The organism is Bulleidia sp. zg-1006 (assembly GCF_016812035.1).
In the GTDB taxonomy this organism is placed as follows: domain Bacteria; phylum Bacillota_I; class Bacilli_A; order Erysipelotrichales; family Erysipelotrichaceae; genus Bulleidia.
Genome location: NZ_CP069178.1, coordinates 1,227,684 through 1,247,008, shown reverse-complemented (window position 1 = coordinate 1,247,008; position 19,325 = coordinate 1,227,684). Strand labels below are relative to the sequence as shown.

Below are 19,325 nucleotides of genomic sequence, written 5' to 3'. Positions count from 1 at the left end.
GAATGAAAAAATTGGGATTAGTATTAGAAGGTGGGGGAATTCGGGGAGCCTATACAGCTGGAGCTTTGGCTTGGCTTCATGACCAACATATCCATTTTGACTATGGAGTTGGTATTTCCTCAGGAGCGATTTATTTAGTGCTTTATTGGGATGGTCAGGAAAAATTAGCGTATGATTTGGCGACGAAGTATTCTATTGCTCCAGAAATCGTTGGCTTAAAAGCTTTAGTAAAAGAAGGACATTATGTAGCGTATAAACGTTTATTTGAACATTATCTATGTGATGTTGGTCATTTTAATGGTAAAAATTTGGTGAAAAAAAATGTGCCTGTTGAAGTGGGTTGTTATGTCTTAGAACATGGTCAAACCGAATATTTTCCAGTGGATGAGAACTTACAGACAATACTAGGTTCCGCTTCATTACCAATTGCCGCAAAGGTTATTGAATACCAAGGCTTACATCTATTGGATGGTGGGGTTACGAAGATGATTCCAATTGAAAGAGCGATGGAACAAGGCTGTACACATACATTAGTGATTACAACTAAGGCAAGGGATTATGTACGTAAACCAGCTAGTCTACTTGTTAAAATGTTGATGAAGGTGGTGTATCGAAGCTATCCACAAATGGCGAAGGATTATGCGCTTCGTCATATTAATTATTACAAGCAACGTCAACTGATTGATGACTATGTTAAAAAAGGGCAGGCAGTCAATATTTATCCAACCGTTAATGTGCCGGTTTCTCGTTGGAAGGGTTCGGCTGAACAAGCGAAACAGTTGTATGAATTAGGATATTCCGATATGGAAAACCGCAAGGAAGAAATCATGGAATTAATAAAAGAAGAAGACTAAGTTGCCTTCTTCTTTATGGTTTGGCTTGATGAATAATGGTATCGGATGGTTTATTTGTTTTGTCAATCCAAGGTTGAAGATAGAGCTCACTATATTCATCAAAAGTTAAAGAAGAATCTTGAATTTGTTTGGCTAAATCTTTCCCAACATAACGGAAGATAAGGTTACTGGAAGAATGCCCCGTAATCATTTCCTTACCGGCCGGATAGCGTAAAATAAAACCATATTCATGAGCACTTTCTTTTAACCAAGGAAGTGCTTTTTCTTCGTGTTTAGCGTAGGTAATCACCGCTTTCATCTGTAAGCCACTTTGGCGCTCACTATAACCGGCTTTATCCACTCGTTCACCATTTTTAAGATAAAGTTTTTCTTGACTATGATAATCTAAATAAGCGTTTGTCACAAAGAAATTGGTATTATTTTCAATGGATTTCTGTACCCACTCCACTACCGCTTCCGCCGCTTCTTTGCTCATTTTCTGTTGATTAGCCGCATAGGAAGTAGGGATACCGGTCAAATCTTTTGGTATATAGTGAGAAGAATAATAATGATTTACGTTTACAAGTGTATCCACTTGTGGATTTTTAATTTCTTTACTAATCTTATATTTCTTTCGATAACTGTGGCTTAACTGAAATTTCCCATCTATGTTTTTAGAACGGTTCTTTTCCACATCTTTTAAGTAACTAGTTTCATCCCATTGGTAGTCAAAGACCAATAAAGGGCTTAATTCTTCAAAGGAAGCTCTTTTGAAAAGATTTTCTAATTGGTCTTCTTCATAGCCTTTATCTTTTAAACGTTGGTATAGAAGAATATCTTTAGCTTGAATGGCTTTATCTTGGTAATGGGCTTTGTAGAGAGAAAAGTAAGCTGGATAAAAGGTGTTTGTGTCAATGGCTTGTCTTAAGACCACGGAATTGATGGATTTTTGAATGACCTCATCCACTTTTTTCTCTTGGCTTAAAACTTGGATTTGTTTTTTTGTATAACCAAGCTTTTCTAAGCGCTGATTTTTCTCAAGGCTAGGATGAAGAATAAGATAAGAAATGCCGACTGCAAAAAGAGCACATAGGAATAGAAAACTCTTACGAATATGTCTTTTAGGCTTCTTTTTCATGATAGTACCTCCTTAAATAAAGACCAGGCTCCATCGGCTTTTGGATGCAACTCAAAACGCATTACCTCTTTCTTAGTTGGATGGGGAAAGCTTAATTTATACGCAAATAAACAAATAGGGGCTTTAGTTGGATGGGGGTGGTAACGTTGATCGTTCACTAAAGGCCAATTCCGACTTGAAAATTGAACACGAATTTGATGCGGACGACCAGTTTCTAAAGCAATACGAACGAAAGATTTACCTTGTTTCTGGGCTAAAACTTCATAGTGCAAACGGGCATATTTCCCTTTTTTCTTATCCACGACAAAAACACGGTTTTTTTGATTGTCCTTATATAAATAATCCTCTAAAGTGTCCTCTTTTGGTAAAGAAACGCTATCGACGATTGCCAGATAACCTTTTTGGAACGTATGACAACGCAGCGCATTACTCAAACGCGAAGCGGCTTTCGAGGTCTTCGAAAAAACCATTAAACCACCAACGGGACGATCCAAACGATGCACTAAACCAATGAACACATTGCCGGGTTTATGATCTCTTACTTTAATGAATTCTTTTAAACGATTGACCATATCCTCTTCTTGTGTGTTATCTGCTTGGGATAACACATTGATTGGTTTTTCAACGACAAGAAGGTGATTGTCTTCGTAAAGAATGTTTATTTTCTCTGCCATCTTGCGTAAATTCCTGCCGGTAAAACAATATCACGAGAAGAAACAGGTAAACCCAATTCACCGGTTTCAATGTTTCCTTTTGGTAAAGGACAGGTTTTAAAGAGGTTTTCAAAGACGGTGGAAGAAAAGCCTGTGGTATAAGAATTAACTAAGAAGAAGATAGCATCTTCATCCAAAAGCTCCAATGTTTTTTGGATGAAGATAACCACTTCCTTTTCAAATTTCCACATTTCTCCATTTGGACCACGACCATAGCTTGGTGGATCCATGAGAATACCATGGTAGGTTCGACCTCTTCTCTTTTCTCTTTCAACAAACTTCAAACAATCTTCAACAATAAAACGAATTTTATGGTTTTGAAGATGAGAAAAATTACGGTTTTCTTTTGCCCACTGAACCATCCCTTTAGACGCATCCACATGAACCACCTCACTAGCACCGGCTTCTGAGCAAACTAAGGTAGCTCCACCTGTGTACGCAAATAAATTGAGGATACGGGTTTCCTTTTGTTTACGACTTTGAATTAAATCGTGCATCCAATCCCAGTTGGCTGCTTGTTCAGGAAATAAACCGGTGTGTTTAAAACCGGTTGGTGCAACTTTAAAGCGTAGATTTTTATAATCCATTGTCCAATATTCCGGAAGCTTCTTTTTAAAATTCCAAGAGCCACCCCCCAATTTAGAACGATGATAAATCGCATCGTATCGTTGCCAATCTACCTTTGGATTTTTAGGCCAAATGGCTAATGGATCAGGTCTTCTTAAAATCACCTTTTTCCACCGCTCTAATTTTTCAAAATCTCCAGCATCTATACATTCATAATCCTGCCAATTTTCTGCTTTTTTAATCATAAAATACCTCGCCCTGATTATAACATGGACCAGTGTTTAAAATTTACAAGGTCTCTTTAAAACTTTATAATGATAGGACATAAGTTCATTAGAAAGAGGTCTTCTGTGCTAGATATACAATCCCTAAATTCGCAACAAAAAACAGCCGTGCTAGATGAACATCAGTATCTAAGAATTATTGCCGGAGCAGGTTCTGGAAAAACGCGTGTTTTAACCATGCGTATTGCGTATTTGATGGAAGAAAAGAAAGTTTGGCCGCATAAGATATTGGCGATTACCTTTACGAATAAGGCGGCTAGAGAAATGGAAAGTCGTGTTTTGAAGATGATGAAAGAAGAAGGTACAAAGCCAACCATTTGCACCATTCACTCTTTGTGTGTGCGTATTCTTCGTCAAGAAATTGAAGCAATGGGTTACCCTAAGAACTTCACCGTTTTAGATACGGAAGACCAAAAAGCCATCTTGAAGGAATATTATAAAGAACATTCTATTGATAAAAATGAGATTTCCTTTGCGCATGCTTTGAATTATATTTCCAACAATAAAGCAGAGAATGTTAGCGTGGAAGAAGCGAATAAAATAGCTGATTTTTCTTCATTAGAAAAGAAGAAGGTTCAAATTTATGAGTACTATCTTCGTCGCCAAAAGGAACTGTTCGCATTGGATTTTGATGATTTAATTCTCTGGACCGTTCGTATGTTTGATCAATACGATGTCATCTTACAAAAGTGGCAACGCTATTTCCATTATATTTTAGTGGATGAGTTTCAAGACATTGACCGTATTCAATATAAACTCATTAAACAATTGGCTGGAAAAGACAATTCTTTACTTGTGGTGGGTGATCCTGATCAAACCATTTACACATGGCGTGGAGCTGATGTGCGGATTATTGTAAATTTTGAAAAAGATTTCCCGGATGCACAAACGATTTTATTAACACAAAATTACCGTAGCACGAATGCGATTTTAAATGGGGCTAACTCGGTGATTAAAAATAATAAACAACGCGTGGATAAAGAATTATTTACCGATAATCAATCCAAAGAAAAAATCTACCATTTTTCAGCTGTGAGTGATGAATACCAGGCGACTTGGATTGCTCAAAAAATGAAGTCAATTCGTTTGCAAACAGGGACGTATTCAGAAATTGCGGTTTTATATCGAGCAAATTATTTATCCCGTTCTTTGGAAAAAGCTTTAATGGATGAAAGAATTCCATACATCATCTATGGGGGCTTACGTTTCTTTGAACGCCAGGTTGTTAAGGATGCTTTATCATATTTACGATTGATTGTTAGCGGAGATGATTTATCTTTAAATCGCATTTTAAATCGACCAAAGCGTGGCTTAGGATCAAAAACCTTAGAAACCATTGCTACGCGAGCAAGAGAGTTAAATTGTAGTCAATTAGAAATTTTACAAAAAGAAAAATTATTCAAAGGAAAAACCCAAATTACCATCGACCAATTCGTACAAAAGGTAGAAAGATGGCATACACTACAGGAAAAGAAAGAAGTAAAGCTCTTGACACTTTTTGAGAGGGTGATGGATGAATCGGGCTACCGTGCTTTCTTAGAAGCTGAAAAAGATATGGATAATTTAGGTCACTTGAAATCCTTAATGGAAGATATTCAAGATTTTGAACGGTATCATCCGGAAACTAATTTAGAGGAATACCTACAATCTGTGGCTTTATATGGGGATCGTGAAGAAACCTTAGAAAATGATTTTGTGCAACTTATGACGGTGCATGCTTCAAAGGGATTGGAATTTGATACAGTGTTTGTTTCGGATTTAAATGAAGGTGTTTTCCCATCTGAACGTTCACTTCAAGAGGGTCATCGCGGTGTGGAAGAGGAAAGGCGCTTGGCGTATGTGGCTTTCACAAGAGCGCGTAAACATTTATACCTAACGGATGCGGGGGGTTATTCGTTTATGTTACAAAGAGTGAAAACACCATCCCGTTTTATTGATGAAATTGAGGAAGACTATATTGAGCATAAAGGAACGCCAAAGCTACAAACCAATCAAGAATCTTCTTTCTATGCCCGGTTCAATGAAAACCCAACTGAAAAGAGGAAAAAGTGGAAAAAAGGAGACATCATTGAACACGCTAAGTTTGGAGAGGGTGTTGTCATTCAACAAGAAGGGGAATTCGTCACCATTGCCTTTGCCTATCCTTTTGGTACCAAGCGTTTGCAAGCTTCACATCCATCTTTAAAAGTGAAGAATTTAAGGAGTTAATATGCTTGAAAGAGAAAAAATGCAATCATTAGTTCAACAACTAAATAAAGCCTCCGATGCTTATTACAATGGCAGGCAAGAAATTCTTAGTGATCAAGAATGGGATTGTTTATTTGATGAATTAAAAAAATTGGAAGAAAAGACAGGCATTATTTTAGAAGATTCTCCAACTCAAAAAGTGTCTGCGGATGAAATTGTTGGTCAAAAAGAAGCACATGAATTTCCGGCTTTGTCATTAGCGAAAACGAAAAGTATAGGTGAATTAGTTAAATGGGCGAATCATCTTCCTATTTGGATGTCTTGGAAGTTAGATGGTTTAACTTTAGTGGTGACTTATGAAAAAGGCAAGCTTTTGAAGGTTGTTACGCGTGGAGATGGGCATATTGGAACGAATATCACACATTTAGTGGATGGTTTATACGGCATTGCTAAGGAAATACGTTATAAAGGTCGCTTGATTGTTCGTGGAGAAGCTTTAATCTCTTATGCGGATTTTGAAGAGTATATTAGAGAAACCGGTGAAAATTACGCCAATCCACGAAACTTAGCTTCGGGTTCTTTAAGTTTAAAGAAAGCCTCAGAGGTCTTGGAAAGAAAAATTCATTTCCGCCCCTTCACCTTGGTTTATTGTGAAAAAGAAATGAATTCTTGGGGTGAAAGAATGGCTTTTTTAGAAGCACTTGGCTTTGATGTGGTGGAACATATTTTGATTGAAAAACCAAATGAAGAAAGTGTGCAGATGGTTTTAAATCAGTTTAGTGAAGAGGTTAAAAATCATAAAAATCCTTATCCTGTTGATGGCTTGGTGATTGCTTATGATGATATTGTCTATGCAAGCAGTGGCAGTGTGACAGGTCACCATGCGACAAGGGCTGGACTGGCTTTTAAGTGGGCAGACCAATCCAAAATTTCAAAATTAGTTCGCATAGAATGGTCAAACGCAATTTCAACCATTACACCCGTAGCTATCTTTGAACCAGTAGAACTCGAAGGAACAACTGTTCAAAGAGCTTCATTAGTGAATATTTCAGAATGTGAACGATTAGGTATTGGCTCTAGTGGAACAGAAGTGGAAGTCATCAAAGCCAATATGATTATTCCAAAGGTGATTTCAGTTGTGAAAAAAGTGGGTGAATTTGACATTCCTAAACTTTGCCCGGTTTGTCAACAGGCAACGAAGATTCATATTTCCGAAGTATCTGAAACGAAAAGCCTTAAATGTACCAATTCATCTTGCCCAGCAAAAGCTTTGAAGAAATACGTTCGTTTCGTCTCGAAACAAGGTATGGATATAGATGGAATTTCAGAAGCGACTTTATCAACTTTCATTGCCCAAGGCTGGATTAAAAATTATGGAGATATTTATCGCTTAAAAGATAGAAAAGAAGAAATTGCTCAGTTAGAGGGCTTTGGTGAAAAATCAGCCGAGAATATTCTAGCCTCTTTAGAAAAAGCGAAAACCGTTCGTGCGGATAAGTTTTTGTTTGCCTTATCAATTTCTTTGGTAGGAATTGATGTAGCGAGTCGTTTACTACATGTTTATCCATTGAAAGAACTGATTTCTTTAGCTAGAGAAAAAGAAGGGGATTTTTTCTCTCACATTGATGGCATTGGTCCACAAAAATCAGAAGCCTTTGTGCGTTGGATGAAAGAAGAAGATAAGCAAAAGGAATTAGAGGATTTGTTTTCTTTTTTACAAGTGGAAGACTTACCGGCTATCCATCATGATAGTGATTTAAATGGGTTAACCTTTGTGGTGACGGGAGATGTGCAACAGTTTAAAAATCGTAATGAATTAAAAGAATGGATTAGTGCAAGAGGCGGAAGGGTAGCTTCAGCCGTCAGCGGTTCAACGGACTTTTTAATTAACAACGATGTTGAGAGTTCTTCTTCTAAGAATATGAAGGCGAAAGCCCTTGGAATTCCAATTTTAAGTGAAATGGACTTTATAACTAGATTCATTGATAAATAGACCTTAAAAGGCTAGAATAATACGGTAGAAAGTAGGTATTTATGAGCGAAAATAGAAATCGTCAATACTTTAAATCTTTAGCAGAACAATTGATGTTTCAATTAAGTGATGAAGAAGCGGACGGTTTATCTGAGGACTTTAAAATCTTAGATAAACAATTAGCTTTATTAGATAAAATTGACACGAGTCATACAGAAGAAATGATTTATCCTTTGGATGTCGAAACAAGCTTCTTAAGAAAAGATGAAGTAACGCATGTGATTAGTCAAGAAGAAGCAGTAGCGAATGTTACCAAGAAGGTGGAAGGGCATTTTGTGCTTCCTAAGGTGGTGAAATAATGGCATATTCAAAAGAACAGGTTTTAGAAGCCTATGAAAAAGCGAAGGCTTCACAAGAAAAATTGAATGCAGTTATTACCTTTGTGAATCCGACTGAACAATTAGGAAATTTGGGGAATGAAGGTAAGCTATTATCAATGCCGATTGCAGTGAAGGATAATGTGAATACAAAAGGAGTTCGTACTACAGCAGGTTCGCGCATTTTAGAAAACTATGTACCAATTTATGATGCGACCATTATGAAAAAGCTAAATCAAGCCGGTGCAATTACGATTGCGAAAACATCCATGGATGAATTAGCGATGGGTGGTACCAACTTAAGTTCTTTTATTGGTCCGGCTCATAATCCTTGGGATGAAAGTCGTATTACAGGTGGTTCATCAGGTGGTTCAGCCGCTTTAGTGGCGGCAGGTGTTGTGCCGATGGCGATTGGTTCTGATACAGGTGATTCGGTTCGCAAACCGGCTTCGTATTGTGGTGTGGTTGGTGTAAAGCCAACGTATGGTCGTATTAGCCGTTATGGTGTTATTCCTTACGCCTCTTCATTAGACCATGTTGGTTATTTTACAGGGAATATTGCAGATGCGGCTTTAACCCTTGAAGTATTAAGTGGTCGTGATGAAAAAGATATGACTTCTGGTTTTGAAGCTGTGGAAGAATATTCTTCTTATGTGGGTAAGGATATTCAAGCTAAAAAAATAGGGATTTTAGGCAATGTTTATCATCATATTCAAGATAAACGTATCAATGAATTGTTTGATAAAGTTGTATCCGGTTTAAAGGAAAAAGGTGCGATTGTTGAAATGATTGAATTGGATGAAAAACTTATGGCGGCGATTTATCCAAGTTATATGATTATTGCAAACTGTGAAGCAACCTCCAATCACTCCAACTTAGATGGTATCCGTTTTGGTAATCGTAAAGAAGGTGAACACATGGAAGAAATCATGGTGAACACAAGAACAGAGGGCTTTGGTGAAAAAATTCGTAAGCGTTTTGTGGTGGGTTCGTATGGGCTTCAGGCGGATAACCAAGAACGTGTTTTCCGTAAGGCACAAAAGGTTCGTCGTCAAATTGTGGATATGTGGCGAAAGGCATTCCAAGAATACGATGCGATTATTGCCCCGGCAGCGGGAACGATCGCTCCTAAGATTGATGAAGTGGATGCGATTGATCCCTTATCCGATACTTACTTAATTTCAGAAAACTACATGGCTATTGCTAATTTTGCAGGTACACCATCCATAACACAACCAATGGGCTTTGTGGATGGAATGCCGGCGGGTATTAACTTAAATACAGATATTTGGCAAGAAGGAACAATGTTCCAGATTGGTGAAGTGATTGAGGAAATCACAGGTCTAAAAGACAATCATGCGGAGGTGAAATAATGGTATACGATGTTACAATCGGTATTGAAATTCACGTCCAATTAAAGACAAACACAAAGATGTTTTCAGGTGCACCGACTTCTTTTGGTCGCAAAGCCAATACTTGTGTTAATGAAATTGATTTAGGGCATCCAGGAACTTTGCCAGAAGTCAATCAAGAAGCGGTTCATAAAGCGATTCAAGCTTGTACAGCCTTTCATTTAACGATTGATCCATTAGTGAAGTTTGATCGTAAGAATTATTATTATTCGGATTTACCAAAGGGGTATCAGATTACCCAACAGTTTCATCCGATTGGTCGAGATGGTTATGTAGAAATTGAAAGTGATGGTCAAACGAAGAAAATCCGTATTGAACGCATTCATATGGAAGAGGATACAGCTAAGCAGTTCCACTTAACGAAGTCCTCTTTAATTGATTTCAACCGTGCGGGGACACCTTTGATTGAAATTGTATCGAGACCAGATATGAAGAATGGTCAAGAAGCTGAAGCTTATGTTGAGGCACTTCGGCAAACGCTTTATTACTTAGGTGTTTCCGATGTGAAGATGGAAGAAGGTTCCATGCGTTGTGATGTGAATATTTCTTTAGCCCCAAAAGGTTCTAAAGCTCTTGGTATGAAGAATGAAATTAAGAATATTAACTCAATTTCACATATTGGCAAGGCAGTGGAATATGAAATTCAAAGACAATCCGCCTTGCTAGATGCCGGTGAAGCGGTTCATCAAGAAACACGTCGCTTTGATGATAAGACCAATACAACCATCTCGATGCGTGTAAAAGAAGGGGCAGTGGATTATAAATATTTCCCTGAACCTAATATTTTCCCAATTCGTTTGGATCCCAAGTGGATTGAAGAAATTCAATCTAACCTACCAGAATTACCGGAAAGTCGCAAGAAGCGTTACAAGCATGATTATGATTTAAATGCACATGATATTCATGTGTTGATTGCGAATAAAGAAATGTCGGATTATTTTGAAACAGTCTTGCCATACAGTGATGATCCTAAAGCGGTGTGTAACTGGTTGTTAGGGGAGATTTCAGCTTGGTTGAATAAGCATGAAACGAGCATTCAAGAAGTGCATTTACAACAACAATTATTGGCTAAATTAGTGAAGATGATTGATAAGGGAACCGTATCGAATGCCCAAGCGAAGAAACTAGTGGATGATTTGATGGCTGGTAAAGATCCGGAAGTTGTTGCCAAGGAAAAGGGGCTTGTACAGGTATCGGATACAAGTGCTATTCAAGCTATGGTAGATGCGGTTTTAGAAACAAATCCACAAGCAATTGAAGATTTCTGCAATGGAAAAGATAAGGCGGTTGGTTTCTTGGTTGGTCAAGTGATGAAACAATCTCGTGGTCAAGCTAATCCACAAATGGTAAACGGTTTGGTAAAGGAAGCTTTAGAGAAAAAGCGAAACTAGTGAAACTTTTAAAAATAAGTTAAACTAAGAACGGAGAAATATAAGCATATGGCAAATCAAAAAAATAAACAAAAGAATATTCAAAAGAAAAAGGGACACACCACAGGAATTTTATTTGTGGTCTTATTGGTACTGATTCTTCTACCATTTGCGTATTTTGGTTGGACTTTTTTATCGAGTTATATGGAATCAAAATCTCCAGTCTTGGGAAATCGCTTTAAGGGGGATTTAAATCCAGCCATTCAGAAGGAACAATTATCAAAAATTGATGAAACTATTGCTAAAATTGATGGTGTTCAAGGGCGTGAGGTTCATTTAAAAACAGCAACCTTGAGAGTGTATTTGGATATGAAGGATGACACATCTGCCGATACCTTAAAGAAGAAAACAACGGAGGCTTATCAAGCTATTACAAAAGTTTTACCGGTGGAAACGTATTTTACACAAAAAGATGGTAAGAAGATGTATGATGTGGAAATTCATGCTTATAATACGAGCGATAGTACGAAAAAAGGTTTTGCGTATGTTTTAACAACGAAGAATTCTTTGATGAAGGCTCCTTCTCAACAGTTGGTTTCTAAACCGGTCAATGAAGAGGTCGCAAAGTCTTTGCGTGATGCAGTGGAAGCACGTAAAAAAGCGAAAGAGAAGAGAGAGGCTGAAAAGAAAGCAACGAACAATAAAAATGTGACAGCGGATAGTAAAGAAAAGCCTGCTCAATAGAAAAGGAAGGGGAATAATCCCCTTTTATTATCGATATGAAAAAGAATGAAGAGTATGTGGTTGAAATTAGTGGTTATACAACAGAAGGTTTTGCGGTAGCGAAACTGGATTCTTTTGTGTTGTTTATTCCCGGACTTTTAAAGGGTGAAAAGGCTAGAGTGACCTTGACCAAGGTCGAGAAAACTTATGCGTTTGCTCGGATTTCAGAAATCTTGGAAAAATCGAAGGAAAGAGTGGAGCCAAGTTGTTCCATTGCTCGTTTGTGTGGTGGTTGTCAACTGCAATTTATGTCTTATAAGGAACAGCTTTCTTTGAAACAAGAGATGGTACAAAGTCATTTTTTAAAGCACCATTTGGACTTAGGAATTATTCAAGAAATTTTACCCTCACCAAAGCAAGAGAGATACCGCAATAAAGTTCAGGTTCCTATTCAGGAAAAAGATAATCTAGCACAATTTGGTTTTTATCGGAAACATTCACATGACGTGGTTGTGTATGAAGATTGCAAGGTAGAAACAGAAGAGTCAAATCAAATTACACATTTTGTAAGAGATTTTTTAAATCAACATCATTTGGCAGATAATTTTCGGTATTTGTTTATCCGTCATGTGCATCGTAGAGATGAATTGATGGTGATGCCGATTGTACGCAAGTATCCTTTTGTTGAGGCAAGGGAACTAGGTGAAGCGTTGGTGAAAAAATTTTCAAACATTACTTCTTTTTCGTATTTATTAAATCCTAAGGAAACAAATGTCATTTTGGACGGACCTATTTTTGAAGTGATTGGTCCTTTATTCTTACAGGAATCTTTATTGGGAATGGAGTTTCAATTATCAGCTAAGGCTTTCTTTCAGGTAAATCCTTATGCGACGGAAATTTTATATACGAAGGCTTTGGAGTTGGCGGATATTTTAAGTGAAGATACGGTTGTGGATTTGTATTGTGGGTTTCGTGTCATAATAATGATACAGGCAAATAGTTCAGTAAAATCAAAGGTTTTGAAGCTTCTACCAAAGTTAAAAACTGAAGAAACTGATAGTTTATGTGTTGCTTAGAGCCGTTATCTACTAAAATAATGGTTGTAAGCAGCACATAAGCCGAAGAGAAAAAGAGGTAGTGTATGCGATGGATATTAAAAATTATATTATTTCCGATTAGTCTTGTTTTATCAATTCTGACTGCTTTTCTGACATTCTTACTTGGTATAGGAACAGCATTAATGTATATCGTTATGGTGTTCTGCATATTTGGGGCGTTAGCTTCTTTTATTCAAGGAGAAGTTGGGATAGGTATATCGGGCTTGGTTATCGGCTTTCTATTTAGTCCTTATGGACTTCCGATGATAGGAGCAACTGTGATAGCATTTATTGAATTGATAAATGATAAGATTAAAGCAGTGTAAGCAAATGCAAATGTTTGGAGGTGCGGGGCATGGCTTCAAGTAAAGAATATTTAGATTTCATTTTAGAACAACTATCCGAGTTGGAAGAAATAACATATAGATCAATGATGGGCGAATATATTGTTTATTATCGTGGGAAAATTGTTGGTGGAATTTATGATGATAGGTTTTTAGTGAAGCCTGTTAAATCTGCAATAGCATATATGCCAAATGCAAAGTATGAGTTGCCATATGATGGAGCAAAGGAAATGCTATTGGTAGATGATGTTGACAACAAAGAATTTTTAACCGGCTTATTCAATTCAATGTATGATGAGTTACCTGCACCAAAACCAAAGAAAAAGAAATAAGTCAAATCTTGAATTTATGGAGAAGAATACGATGATACTTGAAACGAGTAGATTGACCCTCAGACCGTGGAAAGAGAGCGATGCTGAGAGCTTATATAAATATGCAAGCCATCCTGATGTGGGACCAATTGCGGGATGGGCGGTTCATACAAGTGTAGAGAATAGCCGTGAAATAATCCAGAGTGTTCTATCGGCACCAGAAACCTTTGCTGTAGTATTAAAAAAATCCGGCGAACCTGTTGGCAGCATCGGGCTTATGCTTGGCAAAGCAAGTAATATTGGTCTTCCCGATTCAGAAGGTGAAATCGGCTACTGGATCGGAGTTCCGTATTGGGGACAAGGGTTGATACCGGAAGCGGTCAAGGAGTTAATGCGGTATAGTTTTGAAAACCTGAAACTTAATAGAATATGGTGTGGTTACTTTGATGGAAATGAAAAGTCAAAGCGTGTTCAGGAAAAGTGTGGTTTTCATTACCATCATACCGCTTATAATGTACCCTGTGCCATTGAGGGGGTAATGCGAACAGAACACATTACCTGCCTTTCTAAAGAAGAATGGCAATCAGTCGGATAAATTCCAGTTTGTCGAGCTAAATAAAACTGAATATTGAAGATACAAGGCGATTAAGAAATAGAAATCTTAGTCGCTTTTTCTTATGCCAAAAATTAAATAGAGAGGAGGCGATAGAAGTGGAATTTGATTATTTTTATAACCGTGACGGAGACAGTTTCAGCTACTATATGCTACCGAAAATTATAGTAACTGATGAAAGGTTTAAGAATTTATCCTCGGACGCAAAGATTTTGTATTCTTGCCTTTTGGAGCGAACAAGTCTGTCATTTAGGAATAAATGGCTCGATGAAGAAAACAGAGTATATATCATCTTCACTGTGGAAGAGATTATGGAGATTTTAGGAAGATCCAATAAGACCGCAGTCAAAATCCTTAATGAGCTTGACAGCACCTCGGGAGGTATAGGGCTTATCGAAAGAAAGAAGCGAGGTCTTGGAAAGCCCAATATCATCTATGTTAAAGACTTTATGAGCGTATTTCGCTGTGAGTGTAAAAATTATACTTCAGAAGTGAAGAATTTACACTTAAGAAGTGTAGAAACTACACCTCAAGAAATGAAGAATGTACACGGAAGTAATCCTAATAGAAATAATACTGAATATAGTAATCCTGATATGAGTTTAGGAAAAGCTGCCTATGGGACATTTCAAAATGTCTTTTTAACAGAGGATGAAGTAATAGACCTAAAAGAGATACTGCAAAGTCTTTTTGATAATTACATTGAAAGGCTTTCAAACTACATTCAAAGCACAGGAAAGATTTACAAAGACCACAAAGCAACTATTCTTTCATGGTTCTATAAAGACTGGGGAAGTGTTAAGCAAACAAATAAAGCTAAGTCATACAGCTTAGAAGATTATGAGATGGGAGATTATTTATGATGAAAGAATTGGGTGATATTTTAATCGAGGGTGTTAGATATAGCTTCGATCCTGAAACAGAGTATATGAAAGACGGACACGCCTATTGTAAAAATTGCCACGAAAGAAAAGACGGCGAAGTGAGAAACCTTATGGATATGAAATTTATCTTTAAGAATAACTGCAAATGTGACAGGGAAAGACTTGAAAAACAGAAGCAAAGAGAAAAGGAACAAGAGATTGAGCGACTTAAAAGAAGCTGCTTTATTTCAATGAGCCAATGGGCTTATACCTTTGATAACTATAAGGGTGAGAAAGACAAAAGCTATATCATAGCGAAAAATTATGTAAAAGAATACGAACAGATGAAAAAAGAAAATATCGGATTACTCTTTTGCGGAACAGTTGGGAGCGGAAAGACTTATCTTGCGTGCTGTATTGCAAATGCTCTTATTGAAGAATATATGATAAGGGTCAAAATCAGAAACTTTGCCCAGATAATAAACGACTTACAAAAAAGCGGATTTGATTTAGATAAGAACGAATATATCGAAGCTCTAACCAATGTTTCCGTACTTATTTTAGATGACCTTGGAATTGAGCGTGATACAAGCTATGCCAAAGAACAGGTATATAACATCGTCAACAGTCGCTATTTGAAGCAAAAGCCGACAATCTTTACTACAAACTTACCCTACGAAAAAATACAAAATTCAGATGACGGCGTGGAATATGAAAGGATTTACTCAAGGATTATCGAGATGTGTATTCCCGTTAAAGTAATGGGAGAAGATTTCAGAAAGAGGCTGCAAAAAGAAAAGTTAAAGCAAAATAAGGAAAGACTGCTAAGGGGAGGTGAAAGAACTTGATTAACGAAGAAGTTTCAAGCAAAGCCATAAACTTGGAAGTAAGGCTTGCCAAAGCTACGGCAAAAGAATTATTAAAGATACTGAAAAAATTACTTCAGCAAGCAGAAAAGCTCGGCGGATTTGATAAGCTAATCAAGGTAGAGGGAAGTCAAGTAAAACTTAAAGATATGGTCAAGAAAGGACAACTTGAAGAGCTGAATGTCAAAGACGAAGAACTAAAGGAGCTAAAGAAAGAACTGAATAAACACGGCGTTAAATTTTCGGTTATGAAAGATAAGGAGACCGGAACACATTCGGTATTCTTTCAGGCAAAGGACACCAAGGTTATGAATAAGGCATTTCAAAATGTGCTTTCCAGTATTGAGAAAAAGGAGAAAACCAAAGAGTCCATTCATAAAAATATTGAGAAGTTTAAGGAGATGGCAAAAGACACTATCACTAAAGATAAAGTTAAGAATAAGCAAAAGGAGCAGAGCTTATGAGTAAGTTAATAACATTTGAAAATATGAAATTCGGGAAACTTACTGTAATCGAAAAAGACGGTGAGTTTTTCTTTATTGGGAAAGAAGTTGCTGAAAATTTAGGATATATCAATCCTCACAAAGCTATCAGAGATCATATAGATAGCGAAGATAAAAGGACTGAACGATTCGTTCACCCCTTAGGTGGAGTTCAAGCAACCATAATTATCAATGAATCTGGTTTGTATTCACTTATTTTATCCTCTAAATTACAACAGGCAAAAGAATTTAAGCGTTGGGTTACAAAAGATGTTCTTCCGAGCATTCGTAAAAACGGCGGATATATCAAAAATCAAGAGAATTTATCAAAAGAAGAGATACTCGCCAATGCGGTGCTTCTTGCTAATAATCTCATTGCTGAAAAAGAAAAAGTGATTGAGGATTTAGAACCGAAAGCCAAGTATTTTGATGAGTTGGTGGATAATAACTTGCTTACCAATTTCAGGAATACGGCAAAGGAGCTTCATATACCGCAAAAGGTGTTCATTCAATTTCTGATAGATAAGGAGCTTATTTATAGGGATAAGAAAAACAGACTTCTTCCTTATGCAAAAAACAACAAAGGATATTTTGAAATTAAGGAATGGTGTAGAAACGATAATGATGCGGTAGGCATTCAAACCTTTGTAACACCTAAAGGAAGGCACTTTTTATTGCTCTTGATTGGAGGTGATGATACTTGTGATAGATAAGATACTAAAAGATATAAAATGCTTGTTCAAAGTGCAGGATAAGGCGAAGTTTCTAAAGCAGAACATTCCCTATCTTGCATTTTTCTATGTAGGCAACATCTTCTCTCATCATGTAAGAGCCTATACAGGTGGTGATATAATAGATAAAATCTTTCAGGGAATATTAGAGCTTAACACCATGAGCTTTTTTCCAAGCATTCATCCTACGGATATTTTAATGGGCGTAGGAGTAGCTGCTTTAATCAAATTCATCGTATATACCAAAGGGAAAAATGCGAAAAAGTTTAGACAGGGGAAAGAGTATGGCTCAGCCCGATGGGGAACGAAGAAGGATATTGAGCCGTATATGGATGAAAAGTTTCAAAACAATATCCTGCTTACGCAAACCGAACGACTGACAATGAATGGCAGACCGGCTAATCCTAAATATGCAAGAAATAAGAATGTGCTTGTCATAGGTGGATCAGGAAGTGGAAAAACGAGATTTTATGTAAAACCGAACCTTATGCAAATGCACTCATCATATTGCGTAACAGATCCAAAAGGCACGATAGTCCTTGAGTGTGGTAAGATGCTTGAAGATAACGGATATGAGATAAAAATCTTAAATACCATCAACTTCAAAAAAAGTATGAAGTACAATCCCTTTGCTTATCTTCGTTCTGAAAAAGACATTTTGAAATTGGTTCAGACAATCATTGCAAACACTAAGGGAGAGGGCGAAAAATCAGGTGAGGATTTTTGGGTCAAAGCCGAAAAACTCTACTATACAGCTCTTATCGGATATATCTTCTATGAAGCTCCAAGAGAAGAAAAGAACTTTGCAACACTACTCGATATGATAGACGCTTCCGAAGTCAGAGAAGATGATGAAACATATATGAATCCGATTGATAGACTCTTTGAAGCACTTGAAAAGAAAGAACCTACGCACTTTGCGGTTAAGCAATATAAAAAATATAAGCTTGCAGCCGGAAAAACGGCGAAGTCTATTCTTATATCATGTGGTGCAAGGCTTGCTCCATTTGATATTCAGGAACTTAGGGACTTGATGAGTGAAGATGAACTTGAGCTTGATACACTTGGAGATAGGAAAACAGCACTCTTTGTTATTATCTCCGATACCGATGATACCTTTAACTTTGTAGTGTCTATTATGTATTCACAGCTATTTAATCTTTTATGTGATAAGGCAGATGATGAGTACGGAGGTAGACTTCCTGTTCATGTGAGATGCCTACTTGATGAGTTTGCAAACATCGGCTTAATTCCAAAGTTTGAGAAGCTCATAGCCACAATCAGAAGTAGAGAGATTTCAGCAAGTATTATCTTACAGGCACAATCTCAGCTAAAGGCAATCTATAAGGATAATGCCGATACTATTGTAGGTAACTGTGATAGTACCTTGTTTCTCGGTGGAAAAGAGAAAACTACACTTAAAGAGCTTTCCGAAACGCTTGGTAAAGAAACGATAGACCTTTACAATACATCAGAAACAAGGAGCAATCAAAAGAGCTTTGGACTTAACTATCAAAAGACAGGTAAGGAGCTGATGAGTCAAGATGAGATAACCGTAATGGACGGAAGCAAATGTATCTTTCAGCTTCGAGGTGTAAGACCTTTTCTTTCAGATAAATTTGATATTACAAAGCATAAGAACTATAAGCTCCTTGAGGACTATGACAAGAAGAATTTGTTTGACATAGAAAATTACATCAAGCGAAGAGGAAAAGTAAAAATGAACGGCGAAACCGTTATTACCAGAATGCAGTAAGTCTAAAAAAGATTTGCTGCTTTTTTCATATCAGAAATCAGGAGGATAAGATGATAAGGATAAGAAGTCCCACTTTTAAGAGAAAATTTTATAGAATAAACACTTTGCGATTGAGAAGAATTTTTCAGTCGCTTTTTTAATTTTGGAGGAAAAAATGAATAAAGAAATGATTAATATTAACGCCAATCTCATCAAGGAGCCGACTTTTGGAAGCTTCATGAAAGATGACAAAGAGGTACAGGTTGTAAACTTTACTCTTGCTAAAGGATATGGCAAAGGAAAAGAGTATATCAACTGTGCCGCTTATGGCGATAAGGCAGAGACAGTCAAAGAGTTTAAGGAGAATGACTTCATTCACATCTATGGCTACTTCAGTAAAAGAGTTAAAAACGGCAAGACTTATAAAAATTTCATTGTAATGTCTTGCAACAAAATCGAAAAGAAAGAAGAGAACGAGGAGGAATAAATCATGGAATTTTTCGCACAGGCAGTAAATGTATTAAAGATTTTAGTTATGGCAGTAGGAGCAGGACTTGGAGCATGGGGTGTTATCAACCTGATGGAAGGTTATGGTAACGACAATCCTGGAGCGAAGTCTCAGGGTATCAAGCAATTGATGGCGGGCGGAGGTATTGTCCTTATCGGACTTAAGCTTATCCCACTTCTTGCAAATGTCTTAAAGTAAG

21 protein-coding genes are annotated in these 19,325 nt (G+C 37.1%); 18 read left to right on the top strand and 3 right to left on the bottom strand.

Annotated elements, in window-relative coordinates; all coding sequences use genetic code 11:
* The first annotated feature begins 2 nt into the window (after nucleotides 1-2).
* Nucleotides 3-854: a patatin family protein gene (locus JOS54_RS06320; RefSeq protein ID WP_203244758.1), complete on the top strand. Its 852-nt coding sequence runs from the start codon at nucleotides 3-5 to the stop codon at nucleotides 852-854.
* Nucleotides 855-867: 13 nt separating this feature from the next.
* Here the strand turns inward: JOS54_RS06320 and JOS54_RS06315 are convergent, their stop codons facing one another.
* From JOS54_RS06315 to JOS54_RS06305, 3 genes are read right to left on the bottom strand one after another with little or no spacing between them, the layout of a single operon-like run.
* Nucleotides 868-1,971: a M15 family metallopeptidase gene (locus JOS54_RS06315; protein WP_203244757.1), complete on the bottom strand. Its 1,104-nt coding sequence runs from the start codon at nucleotides 1,969-1,971 to the stop codon at nucleotides 868-870.
* Nucleotides 1,968-2,645, bottom strand: a complete 678-nt coding sequence (locus JOS54_RS06310) for an RluA family pseudouridine synthase (RefSeq protein WP_203244756.1) — start codon at nucleotides 2,643-2,645, stop codon at nucleotides 1,968-1,970. Before JOS54_RS06310 ends, JOS54_RS06315 begins: the two co-directional genes overlap by 4 nt.
* Nucleotides 2,630-3,496 (bottom strand): class I SAM-dependent methyltransferase, encoded by an 867-nt coding sequence (locus tag JOS54_RS06305; protein ID WP_203244755.1) that lies wholly within the window; start codon nucleotides 3,494-3,496, stop codon nucleotides 2,630-2,632. Before JOS54_RS06305 ends, JOS54_RS06310 begins: the two co-directional genes overlap by 16 nt.
* A gap of 105 nt (nucleotides 3,497-3,601) precedes the next feature.
* Between JOS54_RS06305 and JOS54_RS06300 the strand changes: the two genes are divergently transcribed.
* The 17 genes from JOS54_RS06300 to JOS54_RS06220 all read left to right on the top strand — a co-directional run bounded on the left by JOS54_RS06300 (nucleotide 3,602) and on the right by JOS54_RS06220 (nucleotide 19,324).
* Entirely contained in the window at nucleotides 3,602-5,743 is a 2,142-nt protein-coding gene (locus JOS54_RS06300) for an ATP-dependent helicase (protein ID WP_238928338.1), read from the top strand.
* Nucleotide 5,744: 1 nt separating this feature from the next.
* Nucleotides 5,745-7,715 carry an NAD-dependent DNA ligase LigA gene (ligA, locus tag JOS54_RS06295; protein WP_203244753.1) on the top strand — a complete coding sequence of 657 codons (1,971 nt, stop codon included), beginning with the start codon at nucleotides 5,745-5,747 and terminating at the stop codon, nucleotides 7,713-7,715.
* A gap of 41 nt (nucleotides 7,716-7,756) precedes the next feature.
* Entirely contained in the window at nucleotides 7,757-8,053 is a 297-nt protein-coding gene (locus JOS54_RS06290) for an aspartyl/glutamyl-tRNA amidotransferase subunit C (RefSeq protein WP_203244752.1), read from the top strand.
* Nucleotides 8,053-9,444, top strand: coding sequence for an amidase family protein (locus JOS54_RS06285; protein WP_203244751.1), 1,392 nt, complete (start codon nucleotides 8,053-8,055; stop codon nucleotides 9,442-9,444). The genes JOS54_RS06290 and JOS54_RS06285 overlap by 1 nt, the downstream gene beginning before the upstream one ends.
* Nucleotides 9,444-10,874 carry an Asp-tRNA(Asn)/Glu-tRNA(Gln) amidotransferase subunit GatB gene (gene gatB / locus JOS54_RS06280; RefSeq protein WP_203244750.1) on the top strand — a complete coding sequence of 477 codons (1,431 nt, stop codon included), beginning with the start codon at nucleotides 9,444-9,446 and terminating at the stop codon, nucleotides 10,872-10,874. Before JOS54_RS06285 ends, gatB begins: the two co-directional genes overlap by 1 nt.
* Before the next feature lie 48 nt (nucleotides 10,875-10,922).
* Nucleotides 10,923-11,597 carry a hypothetical protein gene (locus JOS54_RS06275; protein ID WP_203244749.1) on the top strand — a complete coding sequence of 225 codons (675 nt, stop codon included), beginning with the start codon at nucleotides 10,923-10,925 and terminating at the stop codon, nucleotides 11,595-11,597.
* Between the two features lie 35 nt (nucleotides 11,598-11,632).
* Nucleotides 11,633-12,652: a 23S rRNA (uracil(1939)-C(5))-methyltransferase RlmD gene (rlmD, locus tag JOS54_RS06270; protein ID WP_203244748.1), complete on the top strand. Its 1,020-nt coding sequence runs from the start codon at nucleotides 11,633-11,635 to the stop codon at nucleotides 12,650-12,652.
* A 65-nt stretch (nucleotides 12,653-12,717) separates the two neighbouring features.
* Nucleotides 12,718-12,999: a CD1845 family protein gene (locus tag JOS54_RS06265; protein WP_203244747.1), complete on the top strand. Its 282-nt coding sequence runs from the start codon at nucleotides 12,718-12,720 to the stop codon at nucleotides 12,997-12,999.
* Between the two features lie 29 nt (nucleotides 13,000-13,028).
* Nucleotides 13,029-13,349 carry a TfoX/Sxy family protein gene (locus tag JOS54_RS06260; protein WP_009221403.1) on the top strand — a complete coding sequence of 107 codons (321 nt, stop codon included), beginning with the start codon at nucleotides 13,029-13,031 and terminating at the stop codon, nucleotides 13,347-13,349.
* A 34-nt stretch (nucleotides 13,350-13,383) separates the two neighbouring features.
* Entirely contained in the window at nucleotides 13,384-13,923 is a 540-nt protein-coding gene (locus JOS54_RS06255; protein ID WP_203245796.1) for a GNAT family N-acetyltransferase, read from the top strand.
* Between the two features lie 116 nt (nucleotides 13,924-14,039).
* On the top strand, nucleotides 14,040-14,804 hold the full coding sequence (locus tag JOS54_RS06250; protein ID WP_203244746.1) for a replication initiator protein A: 765 nt from the start codon (nucleotides 14,040-14,042) through the stop codon (nucleotides 14,802-14,804).
* Nucleotides 14,801-15,652, top strand: coding sequence for an ATP-binding protein (locus tag JOS54_RS06245; RefSeq protein WP_009530008.1), 852 nt, complete (start codon nucleotides 14,801-14,803; stop codon nucleotides 15,650-15,652). The genes JOS54_RS06250 and JOS54_RS06245 overlap by 4 nt, the downstream gene beginning before the upstream one ends.
* Nucleotides 15,649-16,134 carry a PcfB family protein gene (locus tag JOS54_RS06240; RefSeq protein ID WP_009530007.1) on the top strand — a complete coding sequence of 162 codons (486 nt, stop codon included), beginning with the start codon at nucleotides 15,649-15,651 and terminating at the stop codon, nucleotides 16,132-16,134. The genes JOS54_RS06245 and JOS54_RS06240 overlap by 4 nt, the downstream gene beginning before the upstream one ends.
* Complete coding sequence (locus JOS54_RS06235) at nucleotides 16,131-16,865, top strand: phage antirepressor Ant (protein ID WP_009530006.1); 735 nt, start codon at nucleotides 16,131-16,133, stop codon at nucleotides 16,863-16,865. The genes JOS54_RS06240 and JOS54_RS06235 overlap by 4 nt, the downstream gene beginning before the upstream one ends.
* A complete protein-coding gene (locus JOS54_RS06230; protein ID WP_203244745.1) occupies nucleotides 16,855-18,639 on the top strand; it encodes a VirD4-like conjugal transfer protein, CD1115 family in 1,785 nt (594 codons plus the stop codon). The genes JOS54_RS06235 and JOS54_RS06230 overlap by 11 nt, the downstream gene beginning before the upstream one ends.
* A 154-nt stretch (nucleotides 18,640-18,793) precedes the next feature.
* Complete coding sequence (locus tag JOS54_RS06225) at nucleotides 18,794-19,105, top strand: single-stranded DNA-binding protein (RefSeq protein WP_203244744.1); 312 nt, start codon at nucleotides 18,794-18,796, stop codon at nucleotides 19,103-19,105.
* Between the two features lie 3 nt (nucleotides 19,106-19,108).
* Nucleotides 19,109-19,324, top strand: a complete 216-nt coding sequence (locus JOS54_RS06220; RefSeq protein WP_000394022.1) for a Maff2 family mobile element protein — start codon at nucleotides 19,109-19,111, stop codon at nucleotides 19,322-19,324.
* Nucleotide 19,325 lies beyond the last annotated feature (1 nt).

Excerpts from the sequence above, each read along its gene's own strand:
- JOS54_RS06320 (WP_203244758.1), top strand. The coding sequence starts at position 3 with ATGAAAAAATTGGGATTAGTATTAGAAGGTGGGGGAATTCGGGGAGCC.
- JOS54_RS06245 (WP_009530008.1), top strand. The coding sequence starts at position 14,801 with ATGATGAAAGAATTGGGTGATATTTTAATCGAGGGTGTTAGATATAGC.
- JOS54_RS06315 (WP_203244757.1), bottom strand. The coding sequence starts at position 1,971 with ATGAAAAAGAAGCCTAAAAGACATATTCGTAAGAGTTTTCTATTCCTA.
- JOS54_RS06305 (WP_203244755.1), bottom strand. The coding sequence starts at position 3,496 with ATGATTAAAAAAGCAGAAAATTGGCAGGATTATGAATGTATAGATGCT.
- ligA (WP_203244753.1), top strand. The coding sequence starts at position 5,745 with ATGCTTGAAAGAGAAAAAATGCAATCATTAGTTCAACAACTAAATAAA.
- JOS54_RS06290 (WP_203244752.1), top strand. The coding sequence starts at position 7,757 with ATGAGCGAAAATAGAAATCGTCAATACTTTAAATCTTTAGCAGAACAA.
- gatB (WP_203244750.1), top strand. The coding sequence starts at position 9,444 with ATGGTATACGATGTTACAATCGGTATTGAAATTCACGTCCAATTAAAG.
- JOS54_RS06235 (WP_009530006.1), top strand. The coding sequence starts at position 16,131 with ATGAGTAAGTTAATAACATTTGAAAATATGAAATTCGGGAAACTTACT.
- JOS54_RS06285 (WP_203244751.1), top strand. The coding sequence starts at position 8,053 with ATGGCATATTCAAAAGAACAGGTTTTAGAAGCCTATGAAAAAGCGAAG.
- JOS54_RS06275 (WP_203244749.1), top strand. The coding sequence starts at position 10,923 with ATGGCAAATCAAAAAAATAAACAAAAGAATATTCAAAAGAAAAAGGGA.
- JOS54_RS06310 (WP_203244756.1), bottom strand. The coding sequence starts at position 2,645 with ATGGCAGAGAAAATAAACATTCTTTACGAAGACAATCACCTTCTTGTC.
- JOS54_RS06265 (WP_203244747.1), top strand. The coding sequence starts at position 12,718 with ATGCGATGGATATTAAAAATTATATTATTTCCGATTAGTCTTGTTTTA.
- JOS54_RS06225 (WP_203244744.1), top strand. The coding sequence starts at position 18,794 with ATGAATAAAGAAATGATTAATATTAACGCCAATCTCATCAAGGAGCCG.
- rlmD (WP_203244748.1), top strand. The coding sequence starts at position 11,633 with ATGAAAAAGAATGAAGAGTATGTGGTTGAAATTAGTGGTTATACAACA.
- JOS54_RS06260 (WP_009221403.1), top strand. The coding sequence starts at position 13,029 with ATGGCTTCAAGTAAAGAATATTTAGATTTCATTTTAGAACAACTATCC.
- JOS54_RS06220 (WP_000394022.1), top strand. The coding sequence starts at position 19,109 with ATGGAATTTTTCGCACAGGCAGTAAATGTATTAAAGATTTTAGTTATG.